The following is a 19,356-nucleotide window of genomic DNA, read 5'->3' as shown; positions in this document are numbered from 1 at the left end:
GGCTGGGAGGTGTTTAGGAGGGGATCGGAATCAGACCCGAGGTGGGTGCCAGATGGGCTCGAGCGCTAAGGATGGAGCGAGGCCGATAGAAGGGGAGGGGCAATGCGAGTGCGGAAAATAGGCCGCTGGCTTTTCCGTTAAGCTCTCAAGCATGCTGCTTGTTTGGCATTCCTGGCCGTTTTCGCAGACGCCTTGGTATTTATGAAGGTGTTCCGGCGCACAGCAGTCATGCTCATCATCCATCGCTTGGTGCGCAACAGGATCCACGGATTCGGCAGGTATGGTGGGGTTTCCGGTCGTCATCAGCATTTGCGCCATCCCGGTAACAGGGATAGCGACGCTGAGGATCAATGAGAAGCACAACCGGATGAACAACTTCATACGATTAGTCTATGAAGTCGGCGCCGTTGGCACAACGGGCCTGTCGAAAAGACCAGCATGTTTTTAATCTGGCTCTCATAAGGTTGGATGGTTGGCTTAACGGCTAGGCTTGCCGAGCGATTGCTGTAAGAAGCCAGCCGCTTTGTCATGAATCAAAGGCCGATCGCTTCCGGAGACGTCATCTACGGCCCCAGCGTACCGGGCATCTATGTCGTAGAAACGTTGTGGCATGGCAGATGGCTCTTCGATGGCGTATTCAAATATTTAGCTCTGTCAAAGCTCGGCGAAACTCCTGTGCGACTGGCCCAAGGGGGGCGTCCAGACGGTGCGCCAAGTAGGCTTCGGCCGCTATTTCGCTGTTTCTCCCAAGTGCTGGAATTCCAAGGCGAACCAAGTGGCCCGCCTGGAGATCGTCGTGCACCTGCCATGCTGGCAGACGGCCCCATCCGAGCCCTGCGCGAATGAGGGTGAACTTGGCCTCCTGCGTGTTTACCAGACAGGTATATGGCGACAGGACACCGAACGTTCGGCCTTCCGAAAGCGGGGAGGGGTCGATCAGCACGATTTGCTGGTGGTCGGCGAGATCAGCTAACCCGAGCGGTATACGTGCGTCACGTTTCGCGAGTGGATGGTCCGCATGTACCACTGCGATCTGCTCGACCGAGCCGATCGCCTCCAATGCGATTCGCGGGCTTCGAAAGTCCTCGCCCACGACGATTGCTAGGGTGCAGCGCTTGTCTTCCAAGGCCGAGATTGGCCCGCCTAGTGGTTGTGACTCTACGCGAAAGGTGGTCATAGGATGGGCCGCACTCACCCGGGTCATCGCGTGCGCCACCCGTGCAATCGGGAAGAGCGTATCGACCACCAGGGATAGCTCCAGCTCGACACCGCCGCCAAGTGCGCGGGCTCGCGCCCGCATGGCATCTGCTCTGAGGAGAAGGTCGCGAGCATTCGCCAGCAAGGCCTGGCCTTCCTGCGTCAATACTGGGCGATAGCCGGTGCGGTCGAAGAGCTGCAAACCCAACTCCGCCTCCAGATTGGCTATCGCGTGGCTGATTGCCGACTGCACACGCAGCAGGCGCGCCGCACCGGAGCGGAAACTGCCGCTTTCGGCGACCGCAACGAAGATGCGGATCTGATCCAGCGTCATACCGTCAAGCATGATCTGCTCCGTAGATCAACTCGTTCAATTTTATATCACTCTTGTAGAACATCCAGAGCGTATAGGCTTTCGCTGTCAATGACCTACGAGGGTGACCACGATGGCTAAGGTACTGGTGCTTTACTATTCGTCGTACGGGCATATCGAAACGCTTGCGCAGGCGATCGCTGAGGGGGCTCGTCAGGCCGGCGCGACGGCGGTCATCAAACGGGTACCCGAGCTGGTGCCCGAGCACGTCGCTCAGAGAGCGCAGTACAAGCTCGATCAACCGGCCAGTGTGGCCACCGTGTCGGAGCTGCCCGAATACGATGCGGTGGTGATCGGGACGCCAACACGCTTCGGTAACATGGCCTCACAGATGAAGAACTTCCTCGACCAGTGCGGCGGGTTGTGGCTCGAAGACAAGCTCGTCGGCAAGGTCGGCAGCGTCTTCACCTCGACAGGCAGCCAACATGGCGGTCAGGAAAGCACAATCCTGGCGACCCACACTGTGCTGCTTCATCTGGGCATGATCGTGGTTGGGCTACCGTACAGCTTCAAGGGCCAACTTCGAATGGATGCCGTTTCGGGTGGGTCGCCATACGGCGCTTCGACGCTTGCAGACGACGGCAGCGGCGGCGATCGCCAGCCAAGCGCCAACGAGCTGGACGGTGCGCGCTATCAAGGTTGGTATGTTGCTCGAGTTGCTACCGCACTCTCGGTCTCGCCTGTCAGGGAGACGCAATGAACGTTTCGGCAACCACCACACGACCGGGGGCGATTGTCTGGCTCATCCTGGGATGCGGCATCGTTGCCGCTTTGCATCTGGGCAAAACGGCGATCGCGACACCGATGCTCGTGGCGGATATGCACCTGAGCCTTGGCGAGGTTGGCTGGTTGACCGGCATCGTCGCGGTGCTCGGACTTGTCGGTGGCGCACCGGCGGGCGTGTTGGTCGCGGCTGTCGGAAGCCGACGCTCGATGTTGCTGGGGCTGGGAATACTGGTGTTTTCGGATGTGCTGGGGGCTGTCGCACCGGCTTTTCCCGTTCTGCTGGCTACTCGGCTAGTGGAAGGCCTTGGTTTCCTGCTGATAATCGTCGCCGGGCCGGCCCTCATACAGGGCCTGACAACGGCAGCGCAGCGGGACCTGGCATTTTCGCTATGGAGCTGCTTCATGCCATGCGGAATAGCGTTGGCGATGCTTGTCGGACCGCTGTTTCCAACATGGCAGTCGTTCTGGTGGGCAAATTCCGGCCTCGCCCTGACGTTTGCCGTGATGGTAATCGTCGGGGTTCCGCACATTGCCTCCGGCAGCGGGCGCTCTTTGAGTCACATGATTGGCGCTATTCGTTGCCTGTTCTGTTCCAGGGGCACGGTGTTGCTAGCGGTCGCCTTCGCGCTCTACAGCCTGATGTTCTTCGCGTTATTCAGTTTTATTCCCGTTCTGCTGATGGAGCGAATGGACGTCTCTTACCGGACGGCCGGCTTGCTAAGCGCACTGGCAAGCGCCATCAACGCCGGTGGAAATCTTGCCGCAGGCTATCTGGTCGCCAGGGGAGCCACCAAAGCTTCGTTGATTGTCATAGCGAGCGGCGTCATGGGTGTCTCCGGTGTCGGCATATTCCTGGGCTCACTTCCTGCGATGCCAACTTTCATGCTGTGCCTGCTCTTTTCAGCGGCGGGCGGACTGATTCCGGCCACGCTGCTGATCTGTGCCTCATTGGTCGCGCCTCACGCCACGCTCGTACCGGTTGCAGTGGGGCTAATGATGCAAGGAAGCAATCTTGGGCAGTTGCTGGGACCGGTAGTGATTGGCAGCGTCACGGCGGCTTTTGGTTGGAGCGCCGCCGGAGCAGTGGTGGTGCTTGCGGCCATAGCGACCTGCGTGGCGGCGCTTCTGCTACGCCCGGCTACAGCGCAGCGGGCAAACCTGACAGGCGTATGAAGGCCGCTTGCATGACGCTCGTTTGGGTGCGCGGGCGGCCAGCGAAGCCTGCCAGACGCTGGAAAGCGCATGGTGACAGCCCGCGTATCGGCAATCTTCCGTGCTGCGGGTGTCACTTACCGTACCGGCTTTTTCGATAGGGCTCGAACCTGCCTTCGGATGAGCAATACGCCGTGTTTGATCTATGAGACAGGGACGTCTATCGTTGGAGAACGACCATTCTCACCTGAGCTCACCATGGAAAACGGAACGGCCATCCAAACCAAGCTGTTGATGTCGACAGAGCGGTTGATCTATGCCGGCGGAATCAACGCGACCGGCATGGATGCGATCGTCCGAGAATCAGGAGTCGCTCGCAAAAATATTTACCGGCTATATCCAACCAAGGAGCTGCTGGTCGCCGCGGCGCTTGGCAACCGTGATCAGCGCTGGATGCAGTGGTTGGTCGAAGGAACATCCAACGGCGATCCCGCCCATCGTCTACGCGCGATCTTTCCTTTGCTGCGTAGCTGGTTCGACTCGACGGATTTCCGTGGTTGCGCATTCATCAATGCCGCTGGCGAGATTGGAGACCCTCAGAGCGCTATCCGAGCGGTAACCGCGCTGCATAAGCGGCGCCTGTTGAAGTACTTGGAGGACCTTATCCGTGCCTGCGGCATTGCCGAGTACAAGGAAGTGGCCTGGCAATTTCTCGTACTGATAGATGGCGCCACGGCTGTTGCAATGGTGACCGGACAAGCGGGTGCCGCCGATTGTGCAGGCAGGGCTGCCGAACTGCTTCTGCGGGCTAGTTCGCCTGAAAAAGAGCAATAACTACCAAACAGTGAGGTAATGCCATGTCATCGAAAAGCGATACCCGTCCGCCGCTGCCGCCGTTCACGCGCGAAACCGCCATCCAGAAAGTGCGCCTGGCCGAAGATGGCTGGAATAGCCGCGACCCTGCCAAAGTGGCGCTTGCCTACAGCCTGGATACCCGCTGGCGGAATCGAGCCGAATTCCCCAATGGCCGCGATGAGGCTCGCATGTTTCTTGAACGCAAGTGGGCCAAGGAGCTTGAGTATCGGCTGATAAAGGAGCTTTGGGCATTCACCGACAACCGCATTGCAGTGCGTTATGCATACGAATGGCATGACGATTCCGGTAACTGGTATCGCTCCTACGGGAACGAGAATTGGGAGTTCAGCGAGGATGGGCTGATGCTGAACCGCTTCGCATCCATCAATGACCTGCCAATTAACGAATCCGAGCGCAAGTTTCGCTGGCCGCTTGGCCGTCGGCCCGATGATCATCCTGGGTTGTCCGAGCTGGGGCTTTGATTTGAGGCCGCCGGCGGCCCTTGCCAGCGTTACGCTTGGGCGCCGTGGCCGGCATGCAGCGTCTGCCAGAGCACGACGCTGCTAGCTGCGAGATCAAGGGTTACCGGCCTGGGGCTTAATCCACAGAAACTGTGGATAACGAGGTGGATATCTATTGCTGAATCGCTTCAGTCCTAGGAAGGGCGAGGCCTCGCTACGGATTGGGTGTTTTTCAGCCAGGCAGATACTTTTGCTTTTCCATTCAATAAGTTATATGTGCTGGGGCTCGACCTGACCGTCGCCAGATTTCCACCAGGGCGCCATTCACGCTAGGCGGAAATGCACCGCCCGGTCGAGGGCGGTGCGGGCAGGTTACAGCCAACCCTGCTCTTTATAGAACCGTTCGGCACCCTCATGCAGCGGGGCGGTGAGGCCGACACGAATCATGTCCTTGGCTTCCAGATCGGCAAACGCCGGATGCAGACGCTTGAAGCGGTCGAGGTTGTCGAACACGGCCTTGACCAGCTGGTACACGATTTCGGGATCGGTGTTCGCGGTTGTAGCCAGCACTGCTTTGCCGCCGATCGAAGGCACCGCTTCATCCACACCAGGGTAGAGCCCTGCCGGAATCTCCGCGGTGGTGTAGTAGTCGGCACCCTGCAGAAACTTCTCGATTTCCGGGCCGTTGATCGGTATCAGCTCGGCCTCGACATTGGTAAGCGCCTCCTGAATGGCACCGCTGGGATGGCCGACCACATAAGTGATCACGTCGAGGTTGTTGTCACCGAGCGCAGAGGCCATCTCCGCAGGCTTAAGCTCGCCAGCCAGGGCGAAGTCGGCGTTGGTCCAGCCCTTGGCCTTCATGACCTCGTCAAAGGTGTCGCGGCTACCTGAGCCAGGTACTCCGATATTCACCCGCTTGCCCTTCAGGTCATCGAACGATTCGATGCCGCTGTCGCTTCGGGCGACCACAGTGAGAATCTCCGTCTGCAAGGAAAATACCGCACGAAGTTCTTCAATCGGGCCGCCCTTGTCGAACGGAGCGAGGCCATTCAACGCCTTGTGTTGGTGATCGGACTGGATGAATCCGAACTCATACTCGCCGTTTTCCAAAGACACAATATTGGTCACGCTGCCTGCTGTGGAGGGCGCATTGCACTTGATCGCCGGTTGCACTTCGGCGCGGTTCAGGAAGCGGCAGACCGACTGGCCCGCCGTGTAATAGACGCCGGTCTGACCGCCGGTACCGATGGTGACGAAACGTTCTTGGGCCGCAGCTGTAGCGGCACCCAGAGCGCTCGCCAAGGCGCAACTCAGCAAGCCGATGCGAATGTTCTGCTTCATCGTGTATCCCTCTTTTGTTTTTGTTGGTTGGGTTAGCTGCCATGGTCGCCCGCGGCGATCATGGCGGTATTTTAGTGGCCACCGCCGGAGAAGAACCGGTGCCTAGCCGCTCAAGTGCTGGCGGCGATCACCATGATTTCCACGAGGACGTTCGGCGAGGCGAGGCGCGCTTCCACTGTCGCCCGCGCCGGGGCGCAGCCGCTGGGTAGCCATTCGCACCAAACCGTGTTCATCGCTGCGAAATCGGCATCGATGTCCTTCAGCCAGATCTGGGCGCTGAGTATCCGCGAACGATCGGAACCGGCGTCGGCCAGCAGGCGGTCTATTTTGGCCAGCACTTGGCGGGTCTGCCCGGCGGCGTCTTCGCCACGGTCATCCGGCACCTGCCCGGCGAGGAAGACCAGATTGGCGAAGGTTACGGCGGCGGACATGCGTTCATTGCAGTTGAAACGTTGGATCGTCATGTGTACTCCTTCTTGAGTTGTGCGATCAGGACGCCAGGGTCAGGCCATCCAGCGCAACGGCGGGGCGCTGGTCGCCAATCAAATCGCAAAGAATATCGGCACTGCCACAGGCCAAGGTGAAACCGAGGCTGCCGTGGCCCACGTTAAGCCAGAGGTTGTCCAGCGCGGTAGCGCCAAGAAGCGGCGTGCCCTCCGGGGTTGCTGGGCGCAAGCCCGCCCATTGGGTAGCGCTGCGATAGTCACCTGCGGCCGGAAAAGTTTCGCTCGCCAGACGTTGCAGCATGGAGATCCGCCCCCGATCCACGTTGGCGTCCCACCCGCCAATATCGACCATCGCCGCAACCCGCAGCTGATCGCCAAGGCGCGCGTACACCACCTTGTTGTCATAGTCGGTCACATTGGTTTCCGGGATTCCGGCACGACTACTCAAGGGCAGCGTTAGGCTGTAACCCTTGAGCGGATAGACCGGTAGCTCGATACCGAGTGGTTGTAACAGTGCTCCACTAGCGGCGCCGGCGGCAATGACCAGATGATCTACTTCCAGCTGCTCATTGCCGAGCATGAGTGAACGAACGCCGTCGTGATCGCTATGCAGCCGGCTGACCGCCTGGCCGCAGCGCAACCGGAAATTCGGCGATTGCTCCAGGCTTTGGAGAAGCCTTCGACAGAACAGATGGCAATCGGCAACCTCGTCCCCAGGCGAATAGATGCCACCTCGCAGCCTGCCGGCCAAGGGCAGCAGGGCGGGCTCGATCTCGGTACATTGCCGGGCATTCAGGAGCAGTTGGCCCGCACTCGCATCGAGCCCGGCCGCCGCTTTCTCAAGACTGGTTTGATCACGATAGATCACCAGTTTGCCGTTGGCGCGCCAGGCAAAGTCACCCAATGTGTCCTCTTCGCGCCAACGGCGCAAGATCTCTCGGCTATGCAGGGCGAGACGCAACAGGTGCCCTGCGTTGCGTTGATTGGTGGAGCGTCGGCAGGCGAGCAGGAAGCGCAGGCACCAGCGCCATTGCCGGGCGCTGATTTTCGGTCGGAACCGCAAGGGCGCATCGTTACCGCGCAGCATCCAGCCAAGCGCCTGCAAGGGCACACCTGCATCGGCGAGCGGCGATACGTAACGGTAGCTGAGCTGACCGCCGTTGGCGAAGCTGGTCTCTAGCGCAATTTGGTCACGCTTTTCGATCAGCTCGACTTGATGGCCACGGCGCACCAACGCATAGGCCGTCGTCAGGCCGATGACGCCACCACCAATCACCGCAATCCGCATCGTGTCGCTCCGTGAGAGTAAGAGACAGCAGCCTAGAGCCACCATGAGCGGAGCGGCCAATGAAAGAATGGAGCCAACCCATAACCTGAGGCTATGCTTCGTCGACCCGACCAGAGGATTAGGGCATGCGCCTTCGTCATATCGAGCTGTTTCAGGCCATCCTGCAGACCGGCAGCCTGACCGCCGCCGCGCAGCTGTTGCATATCTCACAACCGGCAGCAAGCAAGATTCTCAAGCATGCCGAACAGCAACTGGGGTTCACGCTGTTCAGCCGTGTGCGTGGCAAACTCCAGCCGACCGCCGAGGCGCGCATCCTGCAGCAGGAAACCGAGCGACTGGCGTCCGACCTCCAGAATATTCGGCGCCTGGCCAGCAATCTCGGGCGGGGCGAAGCGCGTGCGCTGCGGCTGATCTGCACGCCGGCATTGGCGCAAGCGCTGGTGCCCGAAGCGCTGCGCCGCTGGCGTACTCGCTTTGCCAGGACGCAATGTCATCTGGCAACCCAGCACACTGCGGAGATCGTCGAGGCGCTGCTGCTGCGCGAAGCGGATATCGGGCTGACTCTGCAGACTGTCGAGCATCCCGGTCTCACCAGCCAGCTCCTCGCGCAAGGGCAGATGAAGGTGATCGCCCCGGCTGGCTGGTGGCCCGAGGAAGTGCTTTCCCAACCCTTTCGCCTGGAACAACTGGCCGATGCACCCTTGATCGGTCTGGATACGCATGATGCGCTTGGCGGTTTGCTGCGTGGTCATTTGGAGGCGCTCGATCCGCCGCCGCGCATCGATACGTGGGTACAGACCTACCAGCTGGCACGCACGCTGGTTGCCGCCGGACAGGGGCTCGCGCTGGTCGATCCGCTCACAGCACTGCCTGGTGACGGGCAACCCATTCAGGCGCGGCCGCTGGAACCGGTGATTCCGGTGCCGCTGTATGCGCTGGTGAGAGCGCAGGAAGTAGCGCCCGCAGCGCAATTGGAATTACTCGATCAGGTGCGCGAGCAGGCGCTGATACTGATGAGCGAGCAGCGCAGACCGTAATCGACGGCGACCTGCTCTCCAGCCCCGCCTGCGCTACCATCGCGGCCAACCTCAACATGGGCCGAGTAGTTCAATGGATCACAGCTCACCGCTTGCCCTGTATCAGCAAGCCATCGCCCGCGAGGGCTTCGTCAGTGACATGGCCCAGCTGCATGCTGTCAAGTGGCTGCAGCGCTGCCATGATGTGCTACACGGCAAGGCGATCACCGAACCACCACGCAGCGTGTATCTCTGGGGTCCGGTGGGGCGCGGCAAAACCTGGCTGATGGACATGTTTCATAGCAGCTTGCAGGTCCCGTCACGCCGGCAGCACTTTCATCGCTTCATGCGCTGGGTGCATATCCGCCTGTTCCAGCTCAATGGCACCGCTGACCCGCTGCAGGCGCTCGCCAGAGAACTGAGTGAAGAGGTCCGTGTGCTGTGCTTCGACGAGCTGTTCGTAGGCGACATCGGTGATGCGATCATCCTGGGCCGCTTGTTTCAGGTCATGTTCGAACATGGTGTGGTCATCGTTGCCACCTCCAACCAACGGCCAGACCAGCTGTACGCAGATGGCTTCAATCGTGAGCGCTTCATGCCAGCCATCGAGGCCATCGGCCTGCACATGCAAGTCATCAACGTGGACGGCGGCGAGGACCACCGACTGCGTCCCGGTACTGCGGTGCAACGTTATTGGATCGCCGCGTCAGGCACATCGAGCGCGTTGCCAATGTTATTTGACGAGCTGGCGGGGGATGAGGATGCAAGCGCTGATCCGGTGGCGATCGGCCGGCGTTCGCTGCAGACAGTGCGCAGCAGCCAGTCGATACTCTGGTGCCGCTTCGCCGACCTTTGCGAGCGGCCATTTTCTGCGCTGGATTTCATCGAGCTTTGCGATCGGTTCTCCGCAATCTTGATCGGCGATGTGCCGAGGCTTGGCGGCGAGCAGAGGGGAGGACGCATCGCGCGTGGTACCGAGGATGCCGCGACACGAGTAGAAGCGGGTGATCGTGAGCTGCCGAAGTTGGCCGCTCGCGACGATTCGGTCAGGCGCTTCATTGCGTTGGTTGACGAATGCTACGACCGTGGCGTGCCTTTGTACCTGGAGGCCGAGGTGGCGCTGGAGGCGCTTTATACACAGGGTTATCTATCGTTTGCGTTTCGCCGCACGCTGAGCCGGTTGCGGGAAATGCAGTTGCAGCGATTTGGTGCGTCGAATTGAGCGCGGGTCAATCGCGATAGAACACCTGCACCAAGTGGTAGCCGAACTGGCTTTTCACCGGGCCGTGCACCTCGCGTAACGGCTTCTTGAAAATCACCTGATCGATACTGCGGACCATTTGCCCAGGCCGAACCTCACCCAGATCGCCCCCCTTCTTTCCGGACGGGCAGGTCGAGTATTTCTTCGCCAGCACGTCGAACGCCTCGCCGTTAGCGATGCGTTTTTTCAGTTGCGCGGCTTCGGCTTCGGTTTTTACCAGAATATGGCGGGCCATGGCTTTGGGCATTCGGTTCTCCTCAGATGCGGCGGCGATTGTAGTCAGGGCACCGGCAAAACCGAAACGAGATCTTCCAGGTAAACGACCGTTCAGCGGCGCGCTGACCCGACGAACGGTAGTTATGATGAGTGGATGTTAGCGCTACCATCGAGCCCAACAATCATAACGCAGCACCTCGATGCTGCCGGAGAACCAATAGTGGATTCCCACTCCCACAGCGATGTTTCTGCGACCGGCCGCGCGCTGGTGGTGATGGGCGTCAGCGGGTCGGGCAAGACCGACACCAGCCATGCCGTCGCCGATGCACTGGGTTTTCGTCATATCGAAGCCGACCATTTCCACCCTGAAGAAAATGTCGCCCGTATGCGTGCCGGTACGCCATTGTCGGACGCGGACCGCGTCGAGTGGCTGCAAAAGCTGGTCATCGAGATGCAACGTGCCATCGACGACGATGTCGGTTTCGTACTCGCATGCTCGGCGCTCAAGCGGCGCTATCGCGACCTGTTGCGCGATGCGGTTCCTGAGCTGCGGTTCAGCCATCTCTCTATCGACTACGACACCGCGGTCCAGCGGGTCGGCGGACGTGCCGGGCATTTCATGCCGATCTCCCTGGTGGATAGCCAGTTCGCCACGCTCGAATCCCCAGAAGGGGAGCCCAGCGTGTTGGTGGTGGATGCCAGCCAACCGCGTGAGCAGGTCGTCGAGGAGATCGTCGACTGGATGCAGCGCGAACCCGGCCTGGAGATTGCTGATCGAGAGGACCTTTCTGCGCGCCCGCTTGATAGCGCTAACAGAGCCGCAGACCACGGTGCGGAATTGACCAGTCCTCCCATCTATACCGGAAGGGTTGCGCAGGGCTTCGATCGCATCACCGACTGGCTGATGGCGGCCTTGCTCGCATTCATGGTGATCGTCGTGTTCAGCAGTGTGGTGCTGCGCTACGCATTCGGTACCGGCTGGACCGGTGCCGAGGAGCTCTCGCGGCTGGCCTTCGTCTGGCTGGTCTTCGTCGGTGTCGCCTCCAGCATGCGCCGTGGCGAGCTGATGGCATTCAGCATGATCCGGGATCGCTTTCCTGAACTGTTCCGCCGCGTTGTCGATTCGATCAGCTGGCTGATGGTGGCAGTTGCCAGTGGCATGGCGGCCATGGGCGGATGGAACCAGATGCAGTTCGGGTGGACGATCAACAGTCCGGTAGTGGGCTATCCGCTGGCGATGGCGATGCTGCCGGTCATGGTCAGCATGGTGGCACTGGCGGTGCTGGCGTTGCTGCAGTTGGTCAATGTTTGGCGTGGACAGCCGCAGCCGCCGGCTGCCGATGCCAACGTAACGGCCGATTGACTCCCCGATAACAATAGGGCAATGCCCGCCGAGGTTCCTGCATGACTGTCGTGGTCTTTCTTTCTTCACTGTTCGGTTTCATGGCGTTCGGCATGCCGATCGCGTTCGCGCTGATCCTCACCGGCGCGGTGCTGATGTGGTATCTGGATTTCTGGGACGTACAGCTGCTGGCGCAAAACCTCCAGGCCGGTGCCGACAGTTTCCCACTGCTGGCGGTGCCTTTCTTCATTCTCGCCGGAGAGCTGATGAACGCTGGCGGAATTTCCCGGCGCATCATCAACATGGCGCAAGCCTATTTCGGGCACAAGCGGGGTGGGCTCGGCTACGTCGCCATTGCCGCCTCGGTACTCCTGGCGAGCATGTCCGGTTCGGCCCTGGCTGACACTGCCGCATTGGCGACCCTGCTTTTGCCGATGATGCGCGAGCGTGGCTATCCGCTGAGTTCGTCATCGGGACTGGTCGCGGCCGGCGGCATCATCGCGCCGATCATTCCGCCATCCATGCCCTTCGTCATTTACGGGGTGGTGACGAACACCTCGATCAGTCAGCTGTTCCTGGCTGGTATGGTTCCGGGTCTGATCATGGGCGCCGGGCTGGTCGTGGCGTGGACGCTGATTGCTCGCAAGATCGAAGAGCCACCACAGGCGAAGGCCACCGGAGCTGAGCGTCGCAAGGCCCTGGTCGATGGCGCGGCTGCGCTGATGCTGCCGGTAATCATCGTTGGTGGCTTGCGTTTCGGGCTGTTCACCCCGACAGAGGCAGCCGTAGTGGCAGCGGTCTATGCCCTGGGCGTTTCGACCCTGCTGTACCGCGAGCTCAGCTGGAGCGGTGTGATCGAAGTACTGACCCGCGCGAGCCGCACCACGGCTTCGGTGATGTTTCTCTGCGCCGCGGCCATCGTCTCGGCCTACATGATCACCCTGGCGCAGCTACCGGACGAGATTGCTTCGATGCTCGGCCCGTTGGCGCAAGACCCGAAGCTGCTGATGGTCGCGATCATGGTATTGATGATCGCCATCGGTATGGTGCTCGACCTGACGCCGACCATCCTCATTCTCGGGCCTGTGCTGGCACCGATCGCGGTGAAGGCCGGTATCGATCCGGTGTACTTCGGCGTGATGTTCGTACTGATCGGCTCCATCGGGCTGATCACACCGCCGGTTGGCACGGTGCTCAACGTCGTGGGCGGCATAGGTCGGTTGCGCATGGAAACCTTGGTACGCGGGGTCATTCCGTTCTTCATGATCTATCTGGTGATTGTCGCACTGCTGATTGCGGTGCCCTCGATCATCACAGTGCCGCTGCAATGGCTGCGTTAACGGAACGGGTGGCCGCGCCGGCTGGTTAGCGCGCGCCCCCGGTCTTTTTGCTGGCAGAGAAGCTTCATCTACCACAACAACAAAAGGTACGACAGCATGAAACGATTGCTCATAGCCGCCCTGGCGGCCACCACACTTGGCAGCGCCATCACTGCGGTCAGCGCTCAAGCAGCTGATGATATTCGTCCTCGGATGATCCGCTTCGGCTATGGCCTCAACGAGGACAGCAACCAGGGCAGGGCGGCGAAGGTACTTGCCGAAGAAATTGCCAAGGCCTCCGATGGCAAACTCAAGGTGCGTACCTTCGCCTCGGCCAGCCTTGGCTCGGACGACCAGATGCAAAATGCGCTGATGGGTGGCGCGCAGGAGATGATGGTCGGCTCGACGGCGACGCTGGTCGGGATCGCCGAAGAGATGGCTGTCTGGGATACCCCGTTCCTGTTCGAGAGCGAGAAACAGGCGGATTACGTGCTGGATGGCCCGGTCGGGCAGAAGGTCATGGATGCGCTGGAAGAAAAGGGCCTGGTCGGCCTGGTCTACTGGGAAAACGGCTTCCGCAACATGACCAACAATGTGCGGCCGGTGGAGAAGATGGAGGACTTCAACGGCATCAAGCTGCGAGTGATGCCCAACCCTGTATTCATCGACACCTTCAAGCTGATGGGCGCCAACGCTGTCCCGCTGCCGTTCTCCGAGCTGTTCACCGCGCTGGAAACCAAGGCGGTCGACGGTCAGGAAAACCCCTACAACACCATCCTCTCCTCGAAGTTCTATGAGGTGCAGAAGTACCTGAGCGTGACCAATCACGTCTATAGCCCATGGATCGTCACGGCGTCCAAGCGCTGGTGGGATGGGCTGTCCGAGACCGAGCAGAGCATCATCATGGAAGCGGCGAAGACATCGCGTGATTCGGAGCGTCAGGACACCCGCGCCGAAGCTCAGCAGGCCCTGGCAAAAATCAAAGAACTGGGCATGGAAATCAACAAGGTCAGCCCGGAAGAGATTCAGCGCATGCGCGAGCAGGCCAAGCCGGCGATTCAGACCGTGATCGATACGGTCGGCGAGCCGCTGTTCAACGAAGTCCAGGCGGAAATTGCTAAAGCTCCGAAGTGAACTGGCGCGCCCCTGCGGGGGCGCCATCCCGTTATAGAATTCCCGCCCCTGGTCGCTGGATGCCACTATGAGTTCTCGCCGTCGTCGTTCTCTGGAGCGGGCTACACTCTCCGACGTTGCCCGCAGCGCCGGCTGTTCCCTGATGTCCGCTTCGCGCGCGCTGTCGCAACCGGAACGGGTGTCGGACGCGTTGCGCGAACGTGTGATGGCGGCCGTCAAGTCCCTGGGCTACGTCCCGCATACCGCCGCGCGCAACCTCGCCAGCGCAAGGTCGAATCTGGTCGCGGTAATCATCCCATCGCTGTCAAACGCGGTGTTCGTCGATACCGTTGAGGCCGCCCAGCGTGTACTGATGCCGGCCGGCTACGAGCTGATGATTGGTGTCAGTCATTACCATCCCGAAGAAGACGAACGCTTGCTGCGCGCCTATCTGGCGCATCAGCCGGCGGGCCTTCTGGTTACCGGTTTCGAACGCAGTGATGCTGCGCGCGAAGTGCTTGGCAGCTACACCAGCCCCATCGTGACGCTGATGGAACTGAGTGATGCGGAGGAGGACTACTGCGTCGGTTTTTCCCAATACGAGGCGGGCGCAGCGATGACGCGCAAGCTGCTCGAACGCGGTTATCACCACATCGCGTTTGCCGCCGCCCAGCTTGACCCACGTACGCTCCAGCGCGCCGAGGGTTATCGCCAGGCGATGCGTGAAGCGTCGCGCTACGATGCCGCGTTGGAACTGCTGACGCCGCAGGTTTCGTCCATCGGGCTGGGCGCCGAGTTGTTGGATCGGTTACTGGCGCAGCATCCGGAAATCGATGCGATTTTCTTCAACAATGACGATCTGGCGCTAGGCGCGTTGTTTCGGGCTCGTCAGCTGCAGTTGCCGGTGCCGGAGCGGTTAGCGATCGCCGGATTCAACGATCTGCCGGCTGCCGCCTGGATGCATCCGGCCCTGACTACGGTACGGACCATTCGCGGCGAGATCGGTACCCTCGCGGGGCAGATGCTGCTCAGCCTGATGCGCGGAGAACCGCCATCGCAACGGCGGATCGATGTGGGATTCGAAGTGGTGATGCGCGACAGCGCATGAATTGACACCGGCAAGCATGGTGCCTGCCGGCGTACGGCTATTCGGCTTGCTGCGCCGCGGTGACTTGCTGAGCGATCTCGATCATCTGCTCGCGCATCCAGCGGTTGGCTGGATCCTGATCGGTACTCTCATGCCAGTAAATGTGGGTTTCCAGCGGCGGAATTTCCACTGGCAGCGGCGCTTGATGCAAGTCATGACGACGGGCGAAACGCTCTGGAACCGTGACGGCCATGTCCGTGTGCTGAATGACCTGAGTGGCCATCATGTAGTGCTGCGAGCGCAGGGCGATCTTGCGCTGCTGCCCCATCTTACCGAGCGCCAGATCGACCATGCCCAGACCGCTGCGACGGCTGGAGATGTGGATGTGTGACAGTGACAGATATTCCTCGACGCTGAGCTTGTCCTTCGCCAGCGGATGACCGCGGCGCATGGCACAGACGTAGCGATCTTCCAGCAGTTTGACGTGGCGAACCTGAGGATCGGTATTGAGCGGGGCGTCCATGGCGAAATCCAGGCGGCCGGCGGCCAGTTCCTTGGTGGTTTCGCGTCGCTTGGCGAGCATGCTCTCGATCTTCACGTTCGGCGCCAGGCGACGCAGGCGCTGGAACAGGGGCGGTAGCACTACCGCCTCGGTGAGATCAGTCATGCTGATACGAAAGGTCTTGTTTGCCTGTAGCGGATTGAAGGTGCGGCTTTCCTGCACTGAGACGCGCAGCAGCTGCAACGCATTGCGCACCGGGCCGATGATGTTCTGCGCCATCGGCGTAGGCACCATGCCTTGTGCGGTACGCACGAACAGCGGATCGTTGAATGTCTCGCGCAGACGGGCCAGTGCGTTTGAAACGGCAGGCTGGGTGATGCCGACGATTTGCCCGGCACGGGTCAGATTGGCCTCGGTGTAGATGGCGTCGAAGACGATAAACAGATTGAGATCGACCTTGTTCAGGTTCATTTCCGCAAGCTCTCCGGCTGGGTTATTTGCGCCGATCATATATCGGTTATGAATGTTAATACACGAGGAAAATAGCTTAGATAAATCCAAATCGCTGCACTAGCATCCTTCTCACATCACCAAATTCGAAGAAGGTTGCCCATGGATTTCGCCTACTCCCCCAAGGTTCAAGAGCTGCGTGAGCGCGTTCAGGCGTTCATGGACGCGCATGTCTACCCCGCCGAGACAATCTTCTATCAGCAGGTCGGCGAAGGCGACCGCTGGCAGCCGACCGCCATCGTCGAGGAACTCAAAGCCAAGGCCAAGGCCGAGGGGCTGTGGAATCTGTTCCTGCCAGACTCCGAACTCGGCGCCGGGCTGACCAACACCGAGTACGCACCACTGGCCGAAATCATGGGAAGCTCGGGCCTCGGCCCCGAGGCGTTCAACTGCTCGGCACCGGACACCGGCAACATGGAAGTCCTGGTGCGCTACGGCAGCGAAGCGCATAAGAAGCAGTGGCTCGAGCCGCTGCTGCGCGGAGAGATTCGCTCGGCTTTCGGCATGACCGAGCCGGGAGTGGCCTCGTCCGATGCCACCAACATGCAGGCCCGGGCCGTTCGCGAGGGCGATGAGTGGGTTATCAACGGGCGCAAGTGGTGGACTTCGGGCGCCTGCGATCCGCGCTGCAAGGTGATGATCTTCATGGGCCTGACCAACCCGGACGCACCGCGCCATCAGCAGCACTCGATGATTCTGGTGCCAATGGATGCCCCGGGCCTGAAGGTCCTGCGTCCGCTGCCGGTATTCGGCTACGACGATGCCCCGCATGGCCATGCCGAGGTGCTGCTGGAGAACGTTCGCGTGCCCTATGAAAACGTGCTCCTCGGTGAAGGCCGTGGCTTCGAGATCGCACAGGGCCGCCTCGGTCCAGGCCGTATTCACCATTGCATGCGCTCCGTGGGTGTTGCCGAACGGGCCCTGAAGCTAATGTGCCAGCGGTCCGTCGACCGTACCGCCTTTGGCAAGCCGCTGGCACGCCTGGGCGCCAACCTCGACCACATCGCCGAGTGCCGCATCGAGATCAACATGGCACGTCTATTGACGCTCAACGCTGCGTACATGATGGACACGGTGGGCAACAAGATCGCCGCGAGCGAGATCGCACAGATCAAGGTCGTCGCGCCGAACGTGGCGTTGAAGGTGATCGATCGCGCCATTCAGATCCACGGCGGTGCCGGCGTCTCCGAGGATTTCCCGTTGGCACATTGGTACGCCATGCAGCGCACCCTGCGCCTGGCGGACGGCCCGGACGAAGTGCATCGCGCATCCATCGCCAAGCATGAGCTGGGCAAATACGTGTCGCGGGAAATGCTGCGTAGCCGTTGATGCATCGCTAGCACCAAAGGCTAGAACCAGAGGCAAAGCCACGAACAGTGGCTTTGCCTTTTTTATGCATTCGTCTGAATGGCCTGCTGAACACCCATCGCGAGCAAGCTCGCCTACAACAGAGGGTTCGGATCGCCAGCAAGCTGGCTCCTACAAGTGCTGTGCTGCTTAGCTTTTGTAGGAGCCAGCTTGCTCGCGATCAGCGGTAAATCACGCATTTCGCGAGGAATGACTTGAGCCCTTTTGTGGGTAACAGCCCTGCAGTAAGCCTAAGGACAAAGCCGGTTCGTCACCGCGCAACTGTCGTTAGATCCGGTGGCGTTTGCTGGCCGTACGTAGCCGTGACCAGCTGCCGGTAGCGCCGGTAGGCCTGTTCATAAGCGTGAACGGCTTTGGGTTCAGGCTCGACCGCGGTTGCTTCATCCAGGCCGACGCAACGTTCGCAAATCTCGATAAGGCTGGCTTGAGAATCGCTTTGTCTCGCGTGGCACCAGGCAGCCTGGATCGCAGCGCCCAGGGCCGCGGCTTCGCTTTGCGTGGTGCAGACCACCGGCGTCGCCATCATGTCGGCGACAACCTGCCGCCACAGTGGATTTTTCGCGCCGCCGCCGATCAGTTGAATCCGCTCGCTGCGAATTCCGCTCTCACGGAGCAAATCCAGCCCGTAACGCAAGCCGAAGGTCACGCCCTCGACCACGGCGCGGCAGAGATTGGCACGGGTCAGGTTGTCTGCTGTCAGGCCGTGCAGGCTGGCTGTGGCCTGGGGCAGGGCGGGCACGCGCTCGCCATTCAGGAAAGGCAGTAGGGTTACGCCTTCTGCCCCAATAGGGGCCTGCGCCACCAGCGCATTGAACTGATCGAGGTCAAGCTGCAGCAACTCGCGGATGGCGCCGTTCGCGTTGGTCAGGTTCATCGTGCAGATTAGCGGCAGCCAGCCCCCGCTGGATGAGCAGAAGGTCGCCACCGATGGCTGCGGGCTGATCCGTGGTTCTTCGGCAAAGGCGTACAAGGTGCCGGATGTGCCGAGGCTCATGGTAATGGCGCCAGGGTGGATATTGCCCGTACCGATGGCACCCATCATATTGTCGCCACCGCCGCTCGAAACGATCGCATTCGGGTTCAGACGCAGCCGCTGCGCCAATTCCGGACGGAGTGTGCCAACAGCTTTATCAGGCCCGATCAGCTCAGGCAGCGCGGCTTCGAGTCGTCCATTGGCATCTATATGACGCAGTATCTCCAAGTCCCAATGCCGCGTGTGCACGTCGAAATAGCCAGTGCCGGATGCATCGCCGTACTCGGTGCTGTAGCGACCGGTCAGCCAGTAATTCAAGTAATCGTGGGGCAGGAGGATATGGGCGATACGCTCGAACAGCTGAGGATGCTGCTCTTTCATCCACAACAGCTTCGACACCGTGTAACCCGGTGCGATGACCACGCCCAGTCGTTCCAGAGAACCACGTTCTCCACCCAGCCAGTGCAAGAGCCTCTGATTCTCTGCGGCGGATTCGGTATCACACCAGAGCTTGGCGGGCCGTAGAACCTGGCCTTCGCTATCCAGTGTGACCAATCCGTGTTGCTGCCCGGACACTCCGATCCCGAGCACCTGATCGCCCGCCACCCCGGCTTCGGCGAGCGCCGTCGCGGCTGCCGCTTCGAATGCAGCGGTCCACTGCTCGACGTGCTGTTCGCGGTGGCCGTTCGGGCCGCTGATGAGTTCATGGCTGGCCGAACCCTGGCCCAGCACCTGTCCGCTCGCTGCATCGAGCAGCAGTGCCTTGGTGCCTTGGGTGCCGCAGTCGATACCGAGAAACATGGCGTG

Annotated in this window: 19 protein-coding genes; 11 read left to right on the top strand and 8 right to left on the bottom strand. The window is 60.7% G+C overall.

Going from position 1 to position 19,356, the window contains the following annotated elements; all coding sequences use genetic code 11:
* Positions 1 to 30: 30 nt before the first annotated feature.
* Both DQ405_RS07925 and DQ405_RS07920 read right to left on the bottom strand, forming a co-directional pair.
* Positions 31 to 381 carry a hypothetical protein gene (locus tag DQ405_RS07925; RefSeq protein ID WP_168423689.1) on the bottom strand — a complete coding sequence of 117 codons (351 nt, stop codon included), beginning with the start codon at positions 379 to 381 and terminating at the stop codon, positions 31 to 33.
* A gap of 256 nt (positions 382 to 637) precedes the next feature.
* Positions 638 to 1,543 (bottom strand): LysR family transcriptional regulator, encoded by a 906-nt coding sequence (locus DQ405_RS07920; protein ID WP_168423688.1) that lies wholly within the window; start codon positions 1,541 to 1,543, stop codon positions 638 to 640.
* A 100-nt stretch (positions 1,544 to 1,643) separates the two neighbouring features.
* Here DQ405_RS07920 and wrbA point away from each other — a divergent pair, with 100 nt between their 5' ends.
* From wrbA to DQ405_RS07900, 4 genes are all read left to right on the top strand, one after another.
* A complete protein-coding gene (gene wrbA / locus DQ405_RS07915) occupies positions 1,644 to 2,270 on the top strand; it encodes an NAD(P)H:quinone oxidoreductase (protein ID WP_168423687.1) in 627 nt (208 codons plus the stop codon).
* Positions 2,267 to 3,469 (top strand): MFS transporter, encoded by a 1,203-nt coding sequence (locus tag DQ405_RS07910; protein ID WP_168423686.1) that lies wholly within the window; start codon positions 2,267 to 2,269, stop codon positions 3,467 to 3,469. Before wrbA ends, DQ405_RS07910 begins: the two co-directional genes overlap by 4 nt.
* Before the next feature lie 237 nt (positions 3,470 to 3,706).
* Entirely contained in the window at positions 3,707 to 4,282 is a 576-nt protein-coding gene (locus DQ405_RS07905) for a TetR/AcrR family transcriptional regulator (protein ID WP_168423685.1), read from the top strand.
* Between the two features lie 23 nt (positions 4,283 to 4,305).
* Complete coding sequence (locus tag DQ405_RS07900) at positions 4,306 to 4,785, top strand: nuclear transport factor 2 family protein (RefSeq protein WP_168423684.1); 480 nt, start codon at positions 4,306 to 4,308, stop codon at positions 4,783 to 4,785.
* A 351-nt stretch (positions 4,786 to 5,136) separates the two neighbouring features.
* On the opposite strand, the gene DQ405_RS07895 is transcribed toward DQ405_RS07900, so the two are convergent.
* From DQ405_RS07895 to DQ405_RS07885, 3 genes are all read right to left on the bottom strand, one after another.
* Complete coding sequence (locus DQ405_RS07895) at positions 5,137 to 6,108, bottom strand: TAXI family TRAP transporter solute-binding subunit (RefSeq protein WP_168423683.1); 972 nt, start codon at positions 6,106 to 6,108, stop codon at positions 5,137 to 5,139.
* Between the two features lie 110 nt (positions 6,109 to 6,218).
* Positions 6,219 to 6,572, bottom strand: a complete 354-nt coding sequence (locus DQ405_RS07890) for a RidA family protein (RefSeq protein WP_168423682.1) — start codon at positions 6,570 to 6,572, stop codon at positions 6,219 to 6,221.
* A 25-nt stretch (positions 6,573 to 6,597) separates the two neighbouring features.
* Positions 6,598 to 7,842, bottom strand: coding sequence for a D-amino acid dehydrogenase (locus DQ405_RS07885; protein ID WP_168423681.1), 1,245 nt, complete (start codon positions 7,840 to 7,842; stop codon positions 6,598 to 6,600).
* Positions 7,843 to 7,967: 125 nt separating this feature from the next.
* Here DQ405_RS07885 and DQ405_RS07880 point away from each other — a divergent pair, with 125 nt between their 5' ends.
* On the top strand, positions 7,968 to 8,879 hold the full coding sequence (locus DQ405_RS07880) for a LysR family transcriptional regulator (RefSeq protein ID WP_168423680.1): 912 nt from the start codon (positions 7,968 to 7,970) through the stop codon (positions 8,877 to 8,879).
* Between the two features lie 73 nt (positions 8,880 to 8,952).
* On the top strand, positions 8,953 to 10,080 hold the full coding sequence (gene zapE, locus DQ405_RS07875; protein WP_168423679.1) for a cell division protein ZapE: 1,128 nt from the start codon (positions 8,953 to 8,955) through the stop codon (positions 10,078 to 10,080).
* Positions 10,081 to 10,087: 7 nt separating this feature from the next.
* Here the strand turns inward: zapE and DQ405_RS07870 are convergent, their stop codons facing one another.
* Positions 10,088 to 10,366, bottom strand: coding sequence for a peptidylprolyl isomerase (locus DQ405_RS07870; RefSeq protein ID WP_014852742.1), 279 nt, complete (start codon positions 10,364 to 10,366; stop codon positions 10,088 to 10,090).
* A 243-nt stretch (positions 10,367 to 10,609) separates the two neighbouring features.
* Between DQ405_RS07870 and DQ405_RS07865 the strand changes: the two genes are divergently transcribed.
* From DQ405_RS07865 to DQ405_RS07850, 4 genes are all read left to right on the top strand, one after another.
* A complete protein-coding gene (locus tag DQ405_RS07865; RefSeq protein ID WP_168423825.1) occupies positions 10,610 to 11,698 on the top strand; it encodes a gluconokinase, GntK/IdnK-type in 1,089 nt (362 codons plus the stop codon).
* A gap of 41 nt (positions 11,699 to 11,739) precedes the next feature.
* Positions 11,740 to 13,017: a TRAP transporter large permease gene (locus DQ405_RS07860; protein ID WP_168423678.1), complete on the top strand. Its 1,278-nt coding sequence runs from the start codon at positions 11,740 to 11,742 to the stop codon at positions 13,015 to 13,017.
* Between the two features lie 96 nt (positions 13,018 to 13,113).
* Positions 13,114 to 14,130, top strand: coding sequence for a TRAP transporter substrate-binding protein (locus tag DQ405_RS07855; protein WP_168423677.1), 1,017 nt, complete (start codon positions 13,114 to 13,116; stop codon positions 14,128 to 14,130).
* Between the two features lie 67 nt (positions 14,131 to 14,197).
* Positions 14,198 to 15,217 (top strand): LacI family DNA-binding transcriptional regulator, encoded by a 1,020-nt coding sequence (locus tag DQ405_RS07850; RefSeq protein WP_168423676.1) that lies wholly within the window; start codon positions 14,198 to 14,200, stop codon positions 15,215 to 15,217.
* A gap of 37 nt (positions 15,218 to 15,254) precedes the next feature.
* Here DQ405_RS07850 and DQ405_RS07845 read toward each other — a convergent pair whose 3' ends face one another.
* Complete coding sequence (locus DQ405_RS07845; protein ID WP_168423675.1) at positions 15,255 to 16,169, bottom strand: LysR family transcriptional regulator; 915 nt, start codon at positions 16,167 to 16,169, stop codon at positions 15,255 to 15,257.
* Positions 16,170 to 16,310: 141 nt separating this feature from the next.
* On the opposite strand from DQ405_RS07845, the gene DQ405_RS07840 reads away from it, so the two are divergent.
* Entirely contained in the window at positions 16,311 to 17,537 is a 1,227-nt protein-coding gene (locus DQ405_RS07840; RefSeq protein ID WP_168423674.1) for an acyl-CoA dehydrogenase, read from the top strand.
* 289 nt (positions 17,538 to 17,826) lie between these two features.
* Here the strand turns inward: DQ405_RS07840 and xylB are convergent, their stop codons facing one another.
* Entirely contained in the window at positions 17,827 to 19,350 is a 1,524-nt protein-coding gene (xylB, locus tag DQ405_RS07835) for a xylulokinase (protein ID WP_168423673.1), read from the bottom strand.
* Positions 19,351 to 19,356 lie beyond the last annotated feature (6 nt).

It is taken from the genome of Pseudomonas sp. SST3 (assembly GCF_003325755.1).
Note: the sequence above shows the minus strand (reverse complement) of the source record. Positions and strands in the feature narration are given on the sequence as shown.